This window comes from Herbidospora sp. RD11066, assembly GCF_054661255.1.
The window spans coordinates 23,719-40,529 of record NZ_BAAGDO010000007.1; the positions used below are offsets into that span (position 1 = coordinate 23,719).

Here is a 16,811-nt window from a genome sequence, read left to right on the forward strand (position 1 = left end):
CGCGGGCGGACGAACCTTCCTCTTCTAAAGGGTCTGGGACAGGGCCTTGATCGGCATCTTCAGGTCGGTCAGCAGAGCCAGATCGTCGGCGGGGGAGCGGCCCAGGGTGGTCAGGTAGTTGCCCACGATGATCGCGTTGATGCCACCCATCATGCCCTCACGGGTGCCCAGGTCGCCAAGGGTCAGCTCACGTCCGCCGGCGTACCGGAGGATGGTTCGCGGTAGTGCGAGACGGAAGGTCGCGATTGTCTTCAGGGCCTCGGCGCCCTCGATGACCGGGTAGTCGGCGAAGGGGGTGCCGGGACGGGGGTTGAGGAAGTTGAGCGGGACCTCGTCGGGCTCGAGCTCACCGAGCTGCGCGGCGAACTCGGCGCGCTGCTCGATCGTCTCGCCCATGCCGATGATGCCGCCGCAGCACAGCTCCATGCCGGCCTCGCGGACCATGAGGCAGGTGTCCCAGCGCTCCTCCCACGTGTGGGTGGTCACCACGTGCTGGAAGTGGGACTTACAGGTCTCCAGGTTGTGGTTGTAGCGGTGCACCCCCATCTCGGCCAGCTCGTCGACCTGGGCCTGGGTGAGCATGCCGAGGGAGCACGCCACGTTGATGTCGACGGCCTCCTTGATGGCCTTGACGCCCTCGCGCACCTGGTCCATCAGGCGCTTGTCGGGCCCGCGCACGGCCGCCACGATGCAGAACTCGGTCGCGCCGGTCTGGGCGGTCTCGACGGCGGCCTTCACCAGTTCCTCGATGTTCAGCCACACCGAGCGGACCGGCGAGGTGAACTGCCCCGACTGCGAGCAGAAGTGGCAGTCCTCCGGGCAGCCGCCGGTCTTGAGGGAGATGATCCCCTCGACCTCGACCTCGGGCCCGCACCATTTCATCCGCACCTCATGGGCGAGGGCGAGAAGATCGGGCAGGCTCTCGTCGGGAAGCTTCAGGCATTCGAGCGCCTGCTCCCGCGTCAAACCCCTGCCCTCGTCGAGCACCTGCGTTCTGGCGATGTCCAGGATGGTCATTGTGAAATCCTAAGGTCGGATCGGAAGGCCGACGGGTCGAACGCGCCGCCCAGAGGGGCCCCTAGAGATGCGCGGGCGACCTTGGTGAAGGTACCCCGGGGAAGTGAACCGGCGTTCTCCGGCACCGCACCCGCCAGGGGCCGGGCCGCCAGCATCTCGAGATCGGCCACGTTGCAGCGCTCGGCCAGATCGGGCTCGGCCGGCCATGATCCGATGACCACCCCGGCCAGGTCGAGGCCGTGGTTGGCCATGGCCTCCAGGGTCAGGGCCGTGTGGTTGAGGGTGCCGAGGGCGGCCCTGGCCACGACCAGCACCTGGGCCTTCACCGCGTGGGCCAGGTCGGCGAGGGTGGCGCCTTCTTCGTCGAAACGTACGAGAAGACCACCCGCGCCCTCGACCACGACCAGCCGGTGGGACTCGGCGAGCTCGGTGATGCGCGCGGCCGCCTCGGCGAGGTCGAGGCTTTTCCGGCCGGACACCCGTGCGGCGGCGGCCGGGCTCAGCGGGTCGGGGTAGCGGGCGAACTCGAAGGTGTTCGTCGCGCCCGAGAGCCGGATCACCTCGTCGAGGTCGCCCGGCTCGTCGGGGCCCACGCCGGTCTGGGCGGGTTTGACCACGGCGACCGGGCCGCCCCGCTCGATCGCCAACGCCGTGACGGCGGCCGTGACCACGGTCTTCCCGACACCGGTGTCGGTGCCGGTCACCACAAGAACGCTCATCCGGCCAAGATTACGGAGTCGGGCGCCGCAGGCGCGTGACGAACTTATAGCGGTCGCCCCGGTAGAGGGACTGCGCCCACTCGACCGGGTTGCCGTCGGCGTCGAAGGCGTGGCGGGTGAGCATGAGCATCGGCAGGCCGATGTCCACGCCGAGGACCTGCGAGTCGTAGGGGGTGGCCAGGATCGTTTCGATGATCTCTTCGGCGTCGGTGAGGCGGACGCTGTAGGCGTTGTGGAGCGTTTCGTACAGGGAGGAGTGACCCTCCATCTCCCGCCGCAGCCGTGGGAACCGCCGCGCCGACAGATGGGTGGTGTCGATCGACATCGGCTCGCCGTTGGCCAGGCGCAGGCGGTGGATGCGCAGCACCCGGCCGCCGGGGTTGATGGCCAGCCGCCGCCCGAGGGCCTCGTCGGCGGTGATGTAGGAGATGTCGAGGATCTTGGTGTCGGGTTCGAGGCCGACGGTACGCAGGTCCTGCACATAAGAGGTGAGCTGGAGCACCTGGGCGACCTTGGGCTGGGCGACGAACGTGCCCTTGCCCTGGATGCGGATCAGACGGCCTTCGACGACGAGTTCGGTCAGGGCCTGGCGGACCGTCGTGCGCGAGGTCTCGAAGCGGACCGCGAGGGTACGCTCGGGGGGCAGTGCACTCCCGGCGGGCAGGCTCTTGGTGAGCTCGAGCAGGCTACGTTTGACGTCGTAGTATTTCGGCACCCGGGGAGTGTCTTCGGTCACGCGGTCACCTTCGTTCCGGCCACGGCTGCGAGCGCGCGCCCGATCACCGCGAGATCTGCGGACCCCAGATTGGCCCGAGCGGTCAACCTTAGGCAAGACCGTCCGTCGGGAACCGAAGGGGGCCGGAAGCAGCCGACCTTCACGCCGTGGTCCGCGCAGGTCGCGGCGGCGGCCAGGGCCCGGTGGGGGTCGCCGAGCACCACCGGCACCACGGCGGCGGCCGGGTCGGTGGTCTCCAGGCCGAGTTCCCGTGCGGTGGCGGCCAGTCGCAGCGCGATGTCGCGGGCGCGTCCGGGCAGGTCAGGCTCCTTTTCGAGGATGTGCAGCGCGGCCAGGGCCGCTCCGGCGCTCGCGGGGGCGAGACCGGTGTCGAAGATGAACGACCGGCCGGTGTCGACGAGGGTGTCGATCACCTCCGGCGCGCCCAGCACGGCCCCACCCTGGGATCCGAGTGACTTCGACAACGTGACAGTTCTCACAATGTGAACATTCCCCGCAAGTCCGGCATTGTGAACCGCCCCACGGCCGTATTCCCCGACGACACCGAGCGCGTGGGCCTCGTCGACGACCAGGAGCGCTCCATTCCGTACGGCCACCTCCGACAGCGCCCCCAGCGGCGCGAGGTCGCCGTCGACGGAGAACACGGCGTCGGTGACCACCAGCGCGTTCTCCTCCTCGCGGTCGGCCAGCGCCCGCTCGACGGCGCCGACGTCGCCGTGGGGGGTCACCACGACGCGCGCCCGCGCCAGCCGGCAGGCGTCGACGATGGAGGCGTGGTTGCCCGCGTCGGAGACGACCAGCCCGCCCCTGCCGAGCGCGGCGACGGCGGACAGGTTGGCGAGGTAGCCCGAGGAGAACACCAGCGCGCGCGGCGCCTGCGTGAAGGCGGCGAGCCGCTCCTCGAGCTCGGCGTGGAGCCGGGTCGACCCCGTGACCAGCCGGGATCCGGTCGAGCCGGTACCCCACTCGCGGGTCGCCGCCACCGCCGCTTCGGTCAGCCGGGGGTCGCGGCAGAGCCCCAGGTAGTCGTTGGAGGCCAGGTCGAGGAGCCCGTCGAAGTCGGGCCCGCGCGGCCGCAGCACCCGGGTCAGCCCGGCGGCGGCACGCAGGTCGGCGGCCTGGCGAAGTCGGTCGATCGGCCCATGCATTGGAGCATGATGCCAGGTGCGGCGCCCCGATTGTTGATCGGGCTCAGAGCGTGGACGGCCCGACCGGCGTCTCGATTGGCGTTCGGCCCTTCTCACGACGCATCATGCCTAGGTGCCAACTCTCAGCGACCTGGTGGCCAAGCACACCGATCTGTCGTCGGCCGACCTCGAATGGGTGCATTCGCTGGTCTCCGACTGGCAGTTGCTCGCCGACCTGTCCTTCGCCGATCTCATCCTGTGGATTCCCGCCGAAGACGGCTGGATCGCGGTCGCGCAGATGCGGCCGACGACCGGTCCGACGGTCTATCACGACGATGTCGTCGGCTCGATGATCGGGCGGGGCGAGCGGTCGCTGATCGAGACGGCCTGGCAGGAGCGGCGCATCTGCCGGGAGGGCGATCCCGACTGGTCGACCGGGGTGCCGGTGCGGGAGGAGACGATTCCGGTGCGGCGGGCGCTCGACGGGCCGCTCATCGGGGTCATCCAGCGTTCGACGAACCTCTCCTCGGCGCGCACCCCCTCGCGGCTGGAGCTGACCTATCTCCAGAGCGCCTCCGACCTGGCGCAGATGGTCGCCGAGGGGCGTTTCCCCTTCCCGGAGGCCGAGCCGATGCTGGTGCGGTCGCCGAGGGTGGGCGACGGGCTGCTGCGGCTCGACCGGGCCGGGCGGGTGACCTACGCGTCGCCGAACGCCCTGAGCGCCTACCGGCGGCTCGGGCTGCACGCCGATCTGGTCGGCTCCGAACTCGGGAAGACCACGGCCGATCTCTGCTACCGCGACGAGCCGATCAACGAAGACCTGATGCTGGTCGCGAGCGGCAAGGTGCCCAGGGAGACGGAGGTCGAGCGGGGCGGGACGGTCGTCCAGCTGCGGGCCATTCCGCTGATCATCTCCGGGGGGCGGATCGGGGCGCTCGTGCTGGTCCGTGACGTGACCGAGCTGCGGCGCCGGGAGCGCGAGCTGCTGACGAAGGACGCCACGATCCGGGAGATCCACCACCGGGTCAAGAACAACCTCCAGACCGTCGCGGCGCTGCTGCGGCTCCAGTCACGGCGGCTGCGGGTGCCCGAGGGGCGGGCGGCGCTCGACGAGGCGGTCCGGCGGGTCGGGTCGATCGCGATCGTGCACGAGACCCTGGCGCAGATGCCCGAGGAGCTGGTCACCTTCGACGAGATCGCCGACCGGGTGATCCAGATGACGGCCGAGGTGGCGGTGGCCCAGGTCGAGGTGCATCGCGCGGGGACGTTCGGGGTCCTGCCGGCGGCCGTGGCGACGCCGATCGCGATGGTGCTGACCGAGCTGCTCCAGAACGCGGTGGAGCACGGCCTCGAAGACCTGCCGGGGAGCGTGGAGGTCCGGGTCGAACGTCTCCCGGACATGCTCGAACTGGTCGTGGCCGACGAGGGTCAGGGACTGCCGCCCGGGTTCGACATCGAGACGAACAGCAATCTGGGGCTGCAGATCGTACGGACCCTCGTTGTGGGAGAGCTTTCCGGGCGCCTCAACATCGCTCCGCGCGAAGGCGGCGGCACGGAAGTCGTGCTCAGCATTCCGGTGAACGTTCCCACCAACGACATTCACCGGATTTGACGCACGCGCAACAAATGCGCAATGTGCGGGCGCTCTAATTCGGTTGTATGAATTCAGACGTTGGCACGGGCACGGGCCCGGGCGGTGCGGCGCTTGACGGCGCGGCGTTCGTCCTCGCTGAGGCCGCCCCAGACGCCGGCGTCCTGGGCGGACTCCAGTGCCCACTTGAGGCAAAGCTCGCTGACCGTACAGGTACGACAGACCTGCTTGGCCTCTTCAATCTGCATCAACGCGGGCCCGGTGTTGCCGATCGGGAAGAACAGCTCGGGGTCCACGTCACGGCAGGCAGCGCGGTGGCGCCAGTCCATGCGGTCCACTCCTTCGTAAGTGGAGCCTGGGCGGCTCCTGCACCTTTGTGAACAGTTTCACTAACTGATGCGAACGGCCGCCCTAAAGGTGAGGGACGAGATTCGCGATTGATGATCGCCGGGGACCTTTGTCGTGAGCTGTGGCTCTCGTAAAGGTCCTACGTTCCGACGTCGCGTTCAGCTTTTCAGCCACTCCTACAGCACACAAGAGGTTTGGGGGAAGGTTTTGCGGGTCCTAGCTGTCGGATGCGTCACACTATGACCGCTTGTAACTGACTAGACCAGAACTTGTAACGCGTCCGGGATAGAGCGAAATGTCACCCTTTCCTGTTCTCCCAGGTAGTCGCCGTCAAGCTGGAGCGCGATGGGCCGGACCGACTCGAGTGTGAAAACACTCTCGTCATGTGCCTGAACCAGGTGTTTACCCGTCGGCAACCCCCGGGGCTCCCCGACGATCTGCCGCAGCAGGCTCACGACGGCCGGAAACCGCAGTTTCGTCATCCCCAGCACGTCGAGACCGGTGTCGAACCCGGCCCACGGTGTCGGGTTGACCGGACGGCTGCCGACGAACGTCCAGGGCGCCGTGTTGGACACGATCGCGAGGAAGATCCCCGGCTGATCGGCCTGGCCGGGCCTGGTCAGGGTCATCGACGGATGCCGGCGGTCGGTCATGAGGTAGTGCCGCAGGGCCGTCTGCATGTAGAGCGTCGGCGAAGCGCGGTATCCGGCGCTGCGCAGACCCTCGACGGCTCTGATGACCTCGGCGTCCCAGCCCAGGTCGGCACAGAATGTGAAGTAGCGAGACTCCACACCTGCCCCGGTCCCGGAATCCCTAACATCCCATTCCGCCAGCCCCAGGCTGATCGTGCGCGAACGGCCCTCACGCAGGGCCTCCAGCACCGCGCCGGTGGCCTCGATCGGGTCGTTGGGCAGCCCCAGCGCCCGCGCCAGCACATTGGCGCTGCCACCCGGAATGATGATCATCTTGGCCCGGTCGTCGGCCGCCATCAGGCCGTTGGCGACCTCGTTGACCGTCCCGTCGCCGCCGAGGACGGCCACCGCGTCGAAGCCCTTCTCCTTCGCGGTGGCGGACAGCAGCGACGCGTGCCCCCGATATCCGGTCTCGGCGACCTCCAGATCGACCGCCGCGCCGAGCGCCCGGATCAGGACGTCGCGCGTGCGCAGGTTGGTCGAGGTCGCCTTGGGGTTGACCAGCAGAAGTGCCCGCATGCTTGAAGGTTATGCGACGGGTAGTCTCACCAACTGTGTCGAACCGTCCGTTCACCATTGCCGTCGCCGCGGTCGTCGTCGCGATCGAAGGACTGGCCGCCCTCGCGCTCGGCGGCTGGGTCGCCTACGAGACCCTGATCGGCGCGGCCGGCGATGTCATGAGTTCCCTCGTGCTGGCCGTGTTCGGCCTGGCAGTGGGCGCGGGGCTGCTCTGGGTCGCCTGGGGGATCGTGCAGCTGATGCGGTGGAGCCGGGGGCCCGCCGTGGTCACCCAGATCTTCGCCGTGCCCGTGTCGATCTCGCTGATCCAGGCCGGGCAGCTCGGCTGGGGGGTGCCGCTGATCGCCGGGGCCGGAGTGATTCTCGTCACTCTGCTCGCGCCGCCCTCCACACAGGCCCTCATGGACGATCACTGAGCCCGGAAAGCGAACGGCCGGTGTCGTGGACACCGGCCGATCGAGAGGCGTTTCTAGTCTTCCGCGGTGAGCCCCTCGCGCAGCTGGGCGAGGGTGCGAGCCAGCAGGCGGGAGACGTGCATCTGCGAGATGCCCAGCTCGGTGGCGATCTGCGACTGGGTCATGTTGCCGAAGAACCGCAGCAGCAGGATGCGCTTCTCCCTCGGCGGGAGGCGCTCCAGCAGCGGCTTCAGCGACTCGCGGTATTCGACGCCCTCCAGCGACTCGTCGACGATGCCGAGCGAGTCGGAGACCGCCGGTGCGTCGTCGTCGCCCGAGTCGGGGGCGTCGAGGGAGACCGTCGAGTAGGCGTTGGCCGACTCGAGGCCCTCCAGCACCTCTTCCTCGGTCATCTGGAGATGGGCGGCCAGCTCGGCCACCGTGGGCGCCCGGCCCTCGCGCTGCGAGAGCTCGCTGATCGCCTTGGTCAGCGAGAGCTTCAGCTCCTGCAGGCGGCGCGGCACGCGGACCGCCCAGCCCTTGTCGCGGAAGTGGCGCTTGATCTCGCCGACGATGGTCGGAGTGGCGTAGGTCGAGAACTCCACGCCCCGAGCCAGGTCGAACCGGTCGATCGACTTGATCAGACCGATGGTCGCCACCTGGGTCAGGTCGTCGAGCCATTCGCCGCGGTTGCGGAATCGGCGGGCGAGGTATTCCACCAGCGGAAGGTGCAGCTCCACGAGTTCGTCGCGGATGCGCGGGCGGCGCGGGTCGTCGGCCGGCATCTCAGCGAGCTCCCCGAAGAGGGCGCGGGCTCGCACCCGATCCGGTACTCCGGAGTCGCTGGTGGCCATGGAACGGGTCCTTTCCGTCACGCCGGCCTCGCCGCGCCTCGCTGCTTGCGCAGCACGATCGCCATGTGATCGGGGGAGGACACGGCGTCGACGTCGTCGGCGAGCGCGGTGAGCACCATCCAGGCGAAATCATCGCGTTTGGGCTCGGCGATCCCGACGGTGGTGACCTCGACCCGGATCGACATCTCCTGCCCGGTCAGCTCGAACTCCGCGATCAGGTCGGTGCCGGGGACGGCATGGCGCAGCAGCATCGCGCACGCCTCGTCGACGGCGATCCGGAGATCTTCCATCTCGTCGATGGTGAAGTCGAGCCGTGCCGCCAGACCTGCTGTCGCGGTCCGCAACACGGACAGATAGGCGCTGGCCGCGGGCAGCCGGACGCTCACGGCGTCGCGGATCCCAGCCAGATCCCCTGTGACATCAGTTGCGTCGGTCACGATCCTCCTTGCCCAGCCGGCCACATCTCGCGGGGCCGCATGTTTGCAACCTACCGCCACTCGACCATGATTGCTCGGCTTGGACGCGCCGATGCCGGAAATGCGCGGACCCCGCACGGAAAGCGAGTCGCTGAGCGTGCGGGGTCCGTGGCGGAAAGCCTAGGCGGCCTTCGTCTCCCAGAAGATCTTCGCGATCTCGTCGATCTTGCCCAGGAGGTCGTCGGCCTTGGCGACGTCGACGGTGCCCTTGGCGCCGGCGGCGCCGGCCAGCTTGGTGGCGTCCCAGAAGAGCTGGTGGAGCTGCGGGTGGGCCTCCAGGTGCGGGGGCTTGAAGTAGTCGGTCCAGAGCACCCAGAGATGGTGCTTGACGAGCTCGGCCCGCTCCTCCTTGATCGAGAGGGCCCGCGAGCGGAACACCGGGTCGTCGTTGTCGGCGTACTTCTGCATGATCGCCTTGACCGATTCGGCCTCGATACGCGCCTGTGCGGGGTCGTAGACGCCGCACGGCAGGTCACAATGGGCCGATGCCACGAGCTTGGCAAGCATCGGGTTTCCTTTCGTCAGAGTGGCTGCGCAACCGACATTACTCTCTGAGGTGGATCATGTTCACCAGTGCCCGGGTCTCCGGGGACTCCATGCTCCCGGTGCTGAGGCCCGGCGACTGCCTGATCGTCCGGCTCAATGCGGAGATCCGCCCCGGAGACGTCGTGATCGCCCGCCTACCCGGGAACGTCATCGTCAAAAGGGTGTTCCGGTGGACCGACGAGGGCTGGTGGCTCGAGAGCGACAACCAGAGCGCGCCCGGCCGTAGGGACTCGTGGGACTTCGGGGCGATTCCCCAGGACCGGATCGTCGGGAAGGTGGTCGGCCGTTACTGGCCGTCACTCGCCTTCGGGCCGCGCTTCCTGGCGCGGTAGGCCGCCACGTTGGCGCGGCTGGCGCAGCGCTCGGAGCAGTAGCGGCGCGACCTGTTCGACGAGGTGTCGAGGTAGGCGTTGCGGCAGGGCGGCGCCTGGCAGATGCCCAGCCGGTCGGCCCCGAGCCCGGTGACCACGCTGGCCAGGCCCATCACCGACCCGACCGCCACGGTGTCGCCGACCCGGCCGCCCTCGGTCAGGTGCATGTGCCAGGGCTGGCCGTCGTGCCCCGCGATCTGGGGGTGGACGGGATGGCGCACCAGCAGCCCGTTCAGGCGCTGGACCACGTCGTCCTGGTCACCCTGTGAGGCCGACTCGAAGACCTCGGTCAGTTCGTCGCGCAGCTCGATCACGTGGTCGAGGTCGCGCCGGGTGACCCGGCCCGCGGCCTCGGTGCGGCCCGTCTCGGCCAGCAGGCCGCGCAATCCGTCGAGGGTTTTCAGATCGTCCCGGCGGTTGACGAGAAGAACGGCCAGTTCGGCATATGAGGTCAAGTCCACGGGGAACCTTGTAATAGGTGAATCCGGACATTGAGTATTACACAGCGACGGAAAGTTCCAAAGAGATTGACGGGGCGATAAAGGCGAAACGGCTGGGGTGTAACTGATCGTGAGAGGCTGTTTCGGCGTGTGGCACACTAGGGCGACGGGTGACCCCCGTACCCGAGACGACCGTCAACGACGACGGTTCCCGGCATACAACAATGCCTCGGGCCTTCGTCTAGTCACGGTCTGTGTTGTGTCCGTCACCAGACTCCAGGGGTCTTCGTCATGACTGCTTCCCTCGAAGCCCTCGACCTCGATCCGGCCTTCGCGCTGCACCGCGGCGGAAAGCTTGAGGTTCGAGCCACCATTCCGGTCCGCAACGCCGACGATCTCTCGCTCGCCTACACGCCGGGCGTCGCCCGCGTCTGCTCGGCCATCGCCGACGCCCCCGAGCTCGTCAACGAGTACACCTGGGTCTCCAACGTGGTGGCCGTGGTCACCGACGGCACCGCCGTGCTGGGGCTCGGCGACATCGGCCCGGCCGGGGCGATGCCCGTCATGGAGGGCAAGTCGCTGCTGTTCAAGGAGTTCGGCGGGGTCGACTCGGTGCCGATCTGCCTCGACTGCACCGGTGTCGACGAGATCGTCGAGACCGTCGTCCGCATGGCGCCCTCGTTCGGCGGCATCAACCTCGAAGACATCAGCGCCCCCCGCTGCTTCGAGATCGAAGACCAGCTGCGCAAGCGCCTGAGCATCCCGGTCTTCCACGACGACCAGCACGGCACCGCGATCGTCGCGACCGCCGCGCTGACCAGCGCCGCCCGGCTGATCGGGCGCCCGCTCGGCGAGCTGCGCGCCGTGGTGGCGGGGGCCGGGGCCTCCGGGGTCGCGGTCACCCGCATGCTGCTGAACGCCGGCATCGGCGACATCGCGGTCTCCGACAGCAAGGGCCTGATCTTCGAGGGCCGCGCCGGGATGAACCCCTACAAGGACGCCCTGGCCAGGGAGACCAACAAGAGCGGGCTGACCGGCTCGACCGAGACCGCGCTCGACGGCGCCGACGTGTTCATCGGCCTGTCGGGGGCGACGATCTCCGAGCGGGCCATCGCCTCGATGGCGCAGGACGCCATCGTGTTCGCGCTCTCCAACCCGACGCCTGAGGTCCACCCCGAGATCGCGGCCAGGCACGCCGCCGTGGTGGCGACCGGGCGCTCCGACTTCCCCAACCAGATCAACAACGTGCTGGCCTTCCCCGGCGTGTTCCGGGGGGCGCTCGACGTGCGGGCCACCACGATCACCGAGAACATGAAGATCGCCGCCGCCGAGGCGCTGGCCGGGGTCGTGGGCGACGAGGTGCGGGCCGACTACATCATCCCGTCGCCGTTCGACGAGCGGGTCGCCCCGGCCGTCACCCGGGCGGTCGCCGACCAGGCCCGCAAGGACGGCGTCGCGCGCAGGTAGCCATGAGAAAGGCCCGGCCTCCCCGAGGCCGGGCCGTTCTACGACACGGTCACTTCTTGACGATGCTGCCCGACCAGTTGTTGGCCGCGGCCTTGTAGACGTCGTACGTCTCGCCGTCGAAGTAGGGCGAGGTGATCTTGTCGATGCGCTCGTTGCCGTTGCTGTCGGCGAAGGCGCTGGTCACGCCGTTGACGTAGCCGAGACGACGCGCGTTGCTGTACTTGAGCAGCCACGGGCCGCCGTCGGCGCCGGGCGTCATCGAGCAGGTGATCGCGATCTGCTCCTCGATCTTGAGCGAGGCGTCGGTGACCTCACGGTTCGGCTTGCCGTAGCACCACTTCGGGGTGAGCCCGGTGAACGCCTTGTTGCCGTCGGGGTGACGGGCCGCCGGGTAGCCGAAGGCGTAGACGGCGCCCGCGCCCACCTTCTGGTTGTAGGCCAGGCCCTGGCCGCCGACGCTGTCGCCGAGACGTCCGGCGTCCTTGATGGTGAGGACCCACCACTTGCCCTTGTCGCGCCACTTCTCGCCGCCGTGACCCTTGTACTGCTTCTCGGAGACGGACTTGGTCGCCTCGAACTTGACGCCGTTGTAGACCGTGACGAAGGCGTAGTCGCGGTCGTAGTCCTCGTAGACGTCGAAGTCGTAGTGGGTGAAGCCCTGCTTGGCGACGTACACGCCGAAGGGGGCCTTGCCCTGGTAGTAGCCGGGGACGAAGATCCACTTGTCGAGCATGTGGTCGTTGTCGTCGGTGTCGAAGACGCAGTGGCCGGCGGTGGCCACCAGGTTCTTGTACTTCGCCTGGATGGAGCTCGCCGAGCACCAGTAGGTCTTGCCGTTCTTGCGGAAGAAGACCTTGCCCAGCGTCTTGGGGATGTTGATGTTCTTCGAGGTGCCGGCCTGACCACCCGGGCCGGTCGGGGAGACGGTGCCGGCCTTGCCGTCGGCCGAGGGACCGCCCTTCGACGACAGCTTGGCCACCTTGGCGACCGTCTCGGCGTCGGGGCCCCACTGGGTGGCGGCCTTGAGCGCCTTGTTGTTGCTGCGGAACCAGAAGCCCGCGATGTTGTCGGCGTCTGCCACGGAGACCGTGGGTCCGTCGGCGGGCGAGGCGGCGTTCGCTGGTAATGCCACCAGGACGGCGGATCCGGCGATGCCGGCGGTCACGAGACCCAGGCGTGCGCGCGTGTCCACGTTGACCCTCCTTTTCCTCCCGTTGCGGATTGGATCTTCCGGATGACTAACCGTGAGACCGAAAACAAACGGGAGGAGAAGGAATGTGACCTAAGTCACATAGCTACTACTTAACTTCGGTCAGCCCGAGGGTGCCGTCCTTCTTGACGATCGAGCCCGACCACAGCGGGGCCGCGGCCTTGTAGACCGAGTAGGTCTCGCCGTCGAAGTAGGGCGAGGTGATCAGGTCGCTGCGGTTGTTGCCGTCGGTGTCGCCGCCGAGGCTCGTCACGCCGTTGATGTAGCCCTTGCGCGCGGTGCTGCTGTACTTGATGATCCACGGGCCGCCCGAGGCGCCGCCGGTCATCGAGCACTTGATGGCCTGGTGCTCCTCGGCCTTCACGCTCTTCTCGACCACGGGGTAGACCGGCTTGCCGTAGCACCACTTCAGGGTGCCGCCGGTGTAGGTGTAGTCGCCGTCGGGGTGGGCCGCGGTCGGGTAGCCGAACACGAAGACGTTCTGGCCGACCTTCTGGTTGTACGCGAGGCCCTGGCCGCCGACGTTGTCGCCCAGCCGGCCGACGTCCTTCCACTTGCCGTCGGCGGGCAGGATGCCGTTGTAGACGGTGACGAAGGCGTAGTCGCGGTCGACGTCCTCGTACACGCTGAAGTCGTAGTGCGTGTAGGCGGTCTTGCCGACGTAGATGCCCCACGGGGCCTTGCCCTGGTAGTAGCCGGGGATGAAGACCCACTTGCCGACCACGCTGGCGTTGCTCTCGACGTCGTAGGCGCAGTGCCCGGCGGTCGCCACCAGGTTCTTGTACGCCGACTGGATCGACGACGCCGAACACGAGAAGAGGCCGTCGCCGAGCACGAAGAACACGCGGCCGGCGGTCTTGGGCAGGTTGACGTTCTTGGTCGTCGTGGTGGGCTTGGCCTCGTCGCCGATGGCGGGCACCACACCGGGCTTGCCGTCGGCGGCGGGGCCGCCGGTGGAGACGTGCTTGGGGACCTTGGCGTGCTCCAGGCCGTAGGGGGCGGCGGCCTTGAGGTTCTTGCCGCCGTCGGCGGTCCAGAACGCCAGGGTGTCGGCGGCCGCGGCGGGGGACGCCAGCTTGGCCGACGAGCCGACCTTGGGGCCCGCGTGCGCGGGAACCGCTAACGAGGCGGCGACGAGGCCGGCCACGCCGACGGGAAGGAGGATGCGCTTCACAGGGGGTTCGCTCCTTGCGCTTGGCGTGAGACGCCTCTTGCGTCCCATGCGCCAGAAAGGGGATAGCCAGAAACTTACATCACTCCGGCCAATCCTCTAAAGCGCTGATAAAACGCAGAAAAGCCCGGCTGGATTGCCGGGCTTTTTTCATGCGGTCACGCTGATCGACTAGACGATCGAGCCGGTCCACAGGTTCGAAGCGGCCTTGTAGACGCCGTAGGTCTCACCGTCGAAGTACGAGGAGAGCGAGGTGTCAATGCGCTTGTTACCGTCGGTGTCGGAAACACCGATGGTGACACCGTTCAGGTAGCCGAGGCGGCGGGTGTTCTTGTACTGCGACAGCCACGCCGAGCCCAGCGAGCCCTGGCCGGTGAACGAGGACTTGACGCCGATGATCTCTTCGGCCTTGATCGCGGCGGCCTTGGCGGCGAACGTCTTGCCGTAGCTCCACTTGAGGGTCTTACCGGTGTAGGCCTGGTTGCCGTCCGGGTGCGAGCCGCTCGGGTAGCCGAAGACGTAGACGCTCTGGCCGACCTTCTGGTTGTACGCGAAGCCCTGGCCACCGACGTTGTCGCCGAGGCGGCCGGCGTCCTTGTACTTCCAGGCGAAGTACTTGGTGACCTTCTTGTCACCTTCGCCGGTCGAGATCTCCTTGGCGAGGTGCTTGCCACCGTTCTTCTGGTAGGCGTCGTACTCGGCCTTGGTGATCTCGGTGGGGGTCGGCGCGCCCAGCGCGATGCCGTTGTACACGGTCACGAACGCGTAGTTGCGGTCGCTGTCCTCGTACACGTCGTAGTCGTAGTGCGTGAAGGCCTGCTTGCCGACGTAGATGCCCCACGGAGCCTTGCCCTGGTAGTAACCCGGAACGAAGGCCCAGTAGTTCATGGTGGCGCTGTTGGTCTCGGTGTCGTAGACACAGTTACCAGCGGTGGCGACCAGGTTGCGGTAGGTCGACTGAATCGAGGTGGCGGTGCACCACTTCGGGTTCACGGCGACCCAGCGACGCTTCTCACGGTCCCACTTGGCGCCGTCGGCGAAGAACACCTTGCCCGTGGTCTTGGGCAGGTTGATGTTCTTCGAGGTGCTCGTGGTCTTCTTCTCGTCACCGATGGCGGGGACGACACCCGGCTTGGTGTCGGCAGTGGGGCCACCAGACGAGACGTGCTTCGACGGAACCGTCGTCTCCACGTTGTACGGCTGCGCGTTGATGAGGTTCGCGGCGCCTTCCGTCAACCAGAGGGCGGCGATGTTCTTCGCCGCGATGCCCGTGGTCGCCAGGGCGTCCGAGGCGACGTCGCCGGCGGCGTTGGCCGGCTGGGTGACGAGAGCGGAAGCCAGCAGGCCGGCTGCCACACCACCGAGGGCGAGAGTGCGCTTCATAAGGGGGAACTCCTCTTGGTCTGTCGTGGGGCGCCTCTTGCGTCCCATGCGTCAGTAAAGGGGCAGTCCGGAACTTACATGGCTGTTCGTCACACCGGGTAGCGAATCAGGGGGTGCCCGAAACCCCTCAGGCGCCGTGATCTTTCCGTGACCTGTCAGACCCGAGGTCAGAGGTGGGGTCGACTTGTTATCAACAGGTGATGATGTGATGTAAATCACATCGCCTCGATGGCACCGATTCGGGGGCTGGTGCGTCAAAGCGGCCACCTTGGAACGGGCAAACGAAAAGGCCCGGCTGGCGGCCGGGCCTTCCGTTGGAGAGCGAACTACGCGATCGAGCCGGTCCACAGGTTCGCGGCGGCCTTGTAGACGCCGTAGGTCTCACCGTCGAAGTACGGCGAAACCGAGGTGTCGTAACGCTTGTTGCCGTCGGTGTCGGAAACACCGATGGTCACGCCGTTCAGGTAGCCCAGACGACGGGCGTTCTTGTACTGCGCGATCCACGCGGAACCGAGCGAGCCCTCACCGGTGAACGACGACTTGACGCCGATCAGTTCCTCGGCCTTGATGGCCGCGGCCTTGGCGGCGAAGGTCTTGCCGTAGGTCCACTTCAGGGTCTTGCCGGTGTAGGCGGCGTTGCCGTCCGGGTGCGAGCCACTCGGGTAGCCGAACACGTAGACGTTCTGGCCGACCTTCTGGTTGTACGCGAAGCCCTGGCCACCGACGTTGTCGCCGAGGCGGCCGGCGTCCTTGAACTTCCAGATGAAGAAGTGCCACTTGCCGGCGGCGTCCTTCTCCGCACCGGCGAGCAGCAGACGGTTGCTGTTCTTCCAGTAGGTGCGGTACTCGGCCTCGGTGACCTCGACCCGGCTGACGGGAGCCGACTGGTCGGGGCCGTTGAGGGTGAGGCCGTTGTACACGGTGACGAACGCGTAGTTGCGGTCGCCGTCCTCGTACACGTCGTAGTCGTAGTGGGTGAAGGCCTGCTTGCCGACGTACACGCCCCACGGGGTCTTGCCCTGGTAGTAACCCGGGACGAACACCCAGTAGTTCATGGTCGCCGAGTTGGTCTCCGTGTTGTAGACACAGCTACCGGCGGTGGCGACCAGGTTGCGGTAGTTCGACTGCACCGAGGTGGCGGTGCACCAGTGCGGGTTCTTCGCGACCCACTTCGGCTTCCAGAACGAGCCCTTGTTCTCGAAACCGTCCGAGAAGAACACCTTGCCGGTGGTCTTGGGCAGGTTCACGTTCTTGGACGTGCTGGTGGTCTTCTTCTCGTCGCCGATCGCGGGGACGACACCCGGCTTGGTGTCGGCCGTCGGACCGCCGGTCGAGACGTGCTTGGAGACGACCTGGGTCTCCACGTCGTACGGGGTGGCCGCGATCAGGTTGGCGGCGTTCTCCGCCAGCCAGAAGGCGGCGACGTTCTTGGCCTGGATGCCCGTCGAGGCCAGCGGGTCGCTGGCGACGTCGCCGGCCGCGGAGGCCGGCTGGGTGACGAGAGCGGAGGCCAGCAGGCCGGCCGCCACACCGCCGAGGGCGAGGGTGCGCTTCATGAGGGACTCCTTGGTCTGTACGTGGGCCGCATCTTGCGTCCCATACGTCAGGAAAGGGATGTTCCGGAGGGTACCCCCGCGATCTTTGGCCCCTGAAGTGATGAAATGGGCCCTCTTGGGCGTGTGACACTCCCGTGATTCCGGTGACTCACAGTCGAGTGCCGAGTCAGCTCTTCTCGCGCCGAGAAAGTGC

18 protein-coding genes are annotated in these 16,811 nt (G+C 67.6%); 4 read left to right on the forward strand and 14 right to left on the reverse strand.

The window, feature by feature from the left end; all coding sequences use genetic code 11:
* Window positions 1-24: 24 nt before the first annotated feature.
* The 4 genes from bioB to ACYQ78_RS25365 are packed head-to-tail and all read right to left on the reverse strand — an operon-like array spanning window position 25 to window position 3,620.
* Complete coding sequence (bioB, locus tag ACYQ78_RS25350; protein WP_459803410.1) at window positions 25-1,017, reverse strand: biotin synthase BioB; 993 nt, start codon at window positions 1,015-1,017, stop codon at window positions 25-27.
* Window positions 1,014-1,736 carry a dethiobiotin synthase gene (bioD, locus tag ACYQ78_RS25355; RefSeq protein ID WP_459803411.1) on the reverse strand — a complete coding sequence of 241 codons (723 nt, stop codon included), beginning with the start codon at window positions 1,734-1,736 and terminating at the stop codon, window positions 1,014-1,016. The genes bioB and bioD overlap by 4 nt, the downstream gene beginning before the upstream one ends.
* Window positions 1,737-1,746: 10 nt before the next feature.
* Window positions 1,747-2,472, reverse strand: a complete 726-nt coding sequence (locus tag ACYQ78_RS25360) for a GntR family transcriptional regulator (protein WP_066362667.1) — start codon at window positions 2,470-2,472, stop codon at window positions 1,747-1,749.
* On the reverse strand, window positions 2,469-3,620 hold the full coding sequence (locus ACYQ78_RS25365; RefSeq protein ID WP_459803412.1) for an 8-amino-7-oxononanoate synthase: 1,152 nt from the start codon (window positions 3,618-3,620) through the stop codon (window positions 2,469-2,471). Before ACYQ78_RS25365 ends, ACYQ78_RS25360 begins: the two co-directional genes overlap by 4 nt.
* 112 nt (window positions 3,621-3,732) lie before the next feature.
* Here ACYQ78_RS25365 and ACYQ78_RS25370 point away from each other — a divergent pair, with 112 nt between their 5' ends.
* Window positions 3,733-5,211, forward strand: coding sequence for a histidine kinase N-terminal domain-containing protein (locus ACYQ78_RS25370; protein WP_459803413.1), 1,479 nt, complete (start codon window positions 3,733-3,735; stop codon window positions 5,209-5,211).
* 53 nt (window positions 5,212-5,264) lie between these two features.
* Here ACYQ78_RS25370 and ACYQ78_RS25375 read toward each other — a convergent pair whose 3' ends face one another.
* Both ACYQ78_RS25375 and ACYQ78_RS25380 read right to left on the reverse strand, forming a co-directional pair.
* Window positions 5,265-5,519 (reverse strand): WhiB family transcriptional regulator, encoded by a 255-nt coding sequence (locus ACYQ78_RS25375; RefSeq protein ID WP_061297176.1) that lies wholly within the window; start codon window positions 5,517-5,519, stop codon window positions 5,265-5,267.
* A 276-nt stretch (window positions 5,520-5,795) separates the two neighbouring features.
* On the reverse strand, window positions 5,796-6,749 hold the full coding sequence (locus tag ACYQ78_RS25380) for a diacylglycerol/lipid kinase family protein (protein ID WP_459803414.1): 954 nt from the start codon (window positions 6,747-6,749) through the stop codon (window positions 5,796-5,798).
* A 35-nt stretch (window positions 6,750-6,784) separates the two neighbouring features.
* Between ACYQ78_RS25380 and ACYQ78_RS25385 the strand changes: the two genes are divergently transcribed.
* Window positions 6,785-7,165 carry a hypothetical protein gene (locus ACYQ78_RS25385; RefSeq protein WP_459803415.1) on the forward strand — a complete coding sequence of 127 codons (381 nt, stop codon included), beginning with the start codon at window positions 6,785-6,787 and terminating at the stop codon, window positions 7,163-7,165.
* A gap of 53 nt (window positions 7,166-7,218) precedes the next feature.
* Here the strand turns inward: ACYQ78_RS25385 and ACYQ78_RS25390 are convergent, their stop codons facing one another.
* From ACYQ78_RS25390 to sodN, 3 genes are all read right to left on the reverse strand, one after another.
* Window positions 7,219-7,998 carry an RNA polymerase sigma factor SigF gene (locus ACYQ78_RS25390; RefSeq protein WP_082801764.1) on the reverse strand — a complete coding sequence of 260 codons (780 nt, stop codon included), beginning with the start codon at window positions 7,996-7,998 and terminating at the stop codon, window positions 7,219-7,221.
* A gap of 17 nt (window positions 7,999-8,015) precedes the next feature.
* Window positions 8,016-8,435, reverse strand: coding sequence for an ATP-binding protein (locus tag ACYQ78_RS25395; protein ID WP_061297172.1), 420 nt, complete (start codon window positions 8,433-8,435; stop codon window positions 8,016-8,018).
* Between the two features lie 159 nt (window positions 8,436-8,594).
* Window positions 8,595-8,981 (reverse strand): superoxide dismutase, Ni, encoded by a 387-nt coding sequence (sodN, locus tag ACYQ78_RS25400; RefSeq protein ID WP_459803416.1) that lies wholly within the window; start codon window positions 8,979-8,981, stop codon window positions 8,595-8,597.
* A gap of 56 nt (window positions 8,982-9,037) precedes the next feature.
* Between sodN and ACYQ78_RS25405 the strand changes: the two genes are divergently transcribed.
* Entirely contained in the window at window positions 9,038-9,352 is a 315-nt protein-coding gene (locus ACYQ78_RS25405; RefSeq protein ID WP_459803417.1) for a S24 family peptidase, read from the forward strand.
* Here the strand turns inward: ACYQ78_RS25405 and ACYQ78_RS25410 are convergent.
* Window positions 9,307-9,852, reverse strand: coding sequence for a CGNR zinc finger domain-containing protein (locus tag ACYQ78_RS25410; RefSeq protein WP_459803418.1), 546 nt, complete (start codon window positions 9,850-9,852; stop codon window positions 9,307-9,309). The genes ACYQ78_RS25405 and ACYQ78_RS25410 overlap by 46 nt on opposite strands.
* A 270-nt stretch (window positions 9,853-10,122) precedes the next feature.
* On the opposite strand from ACYQ78_RS25410, the gene ACYQ78_RS25415 reads away from it, so the two are divergent.
* On the forward strand, window positions 10,123-11,298 hold the full coding sequence (locus tag ACYQ78_RS25415; protein WP_459803419.1) for an NAD(P)-dependent malic enzyme: 1,176 nt from the start codon (window positions 10,123-10,125) through the stop codon (window positions 11,296-11,298).
* 49 nt (window positions 11,299-11,347) lie between these two features.
* Here the strand turns inward: ACYQ78_RS25415 and ACYQ78_RS25420 are convergent, their stop codons facing one another.
* From ACYQ78_RS25420 to ACYQ78_RS25435, 4 genes are all read right to left on the reverse strand, one after another.
* The gene (locus ACYQ78_RS25420; protein ID WP_459803420.1) at window positions 11,348-12,490 is read right to left on the reverse strand and encodes a trypsin-like serine peptidase; all 1,143 of its coding nucleotides are present in this window, start codon (window positions 12,488-12,490) and stop codon (window positions 11,348-11,350) included.
* 106 nt (window positions 12,491-12,596) lie between these two features.
* Window positions 12,597-13,682, reverse strand: a complete 1,086-nt coding sequence (locus tag ACYQ78_RS25425; protein ID WP_459803421.1) for a trypsin-like serine peptidase — start codon at window positions 13,680-13,682, stop codon at window positions 12,597-12,599.
* A 168-nt stretch (window positions 13,683-13,850) separates the two neighbouring features.
* On the reverse strand, window positions 13,851-15,062 hold the full coding sequence (locus ACYQ78_RS25430) for a trypsin-like serine peptidase (protein WP_459803422.1): 1,212 nt from the start codon (window positions 15,060-15,062) through the stop codon (window positions 13,851-13,853).
* 326 nt (window positions 15,063-15,388) lie between these two features.
* The gene (locus tag ACYQ78_RS25435) at window positions 15,389-16,618 is read right to left on the reverse strand and encodes a trypsin-like serine peptidase (protein WP_459803423.1); all 1,230 of its coding nucleotides are present in this window, start codon (window positions 16,616-16,618) and stop codon (window positions 15,389-15,391) included.
* Window positions 16,619-16,811: the final 193 nt, after the last annotated feature.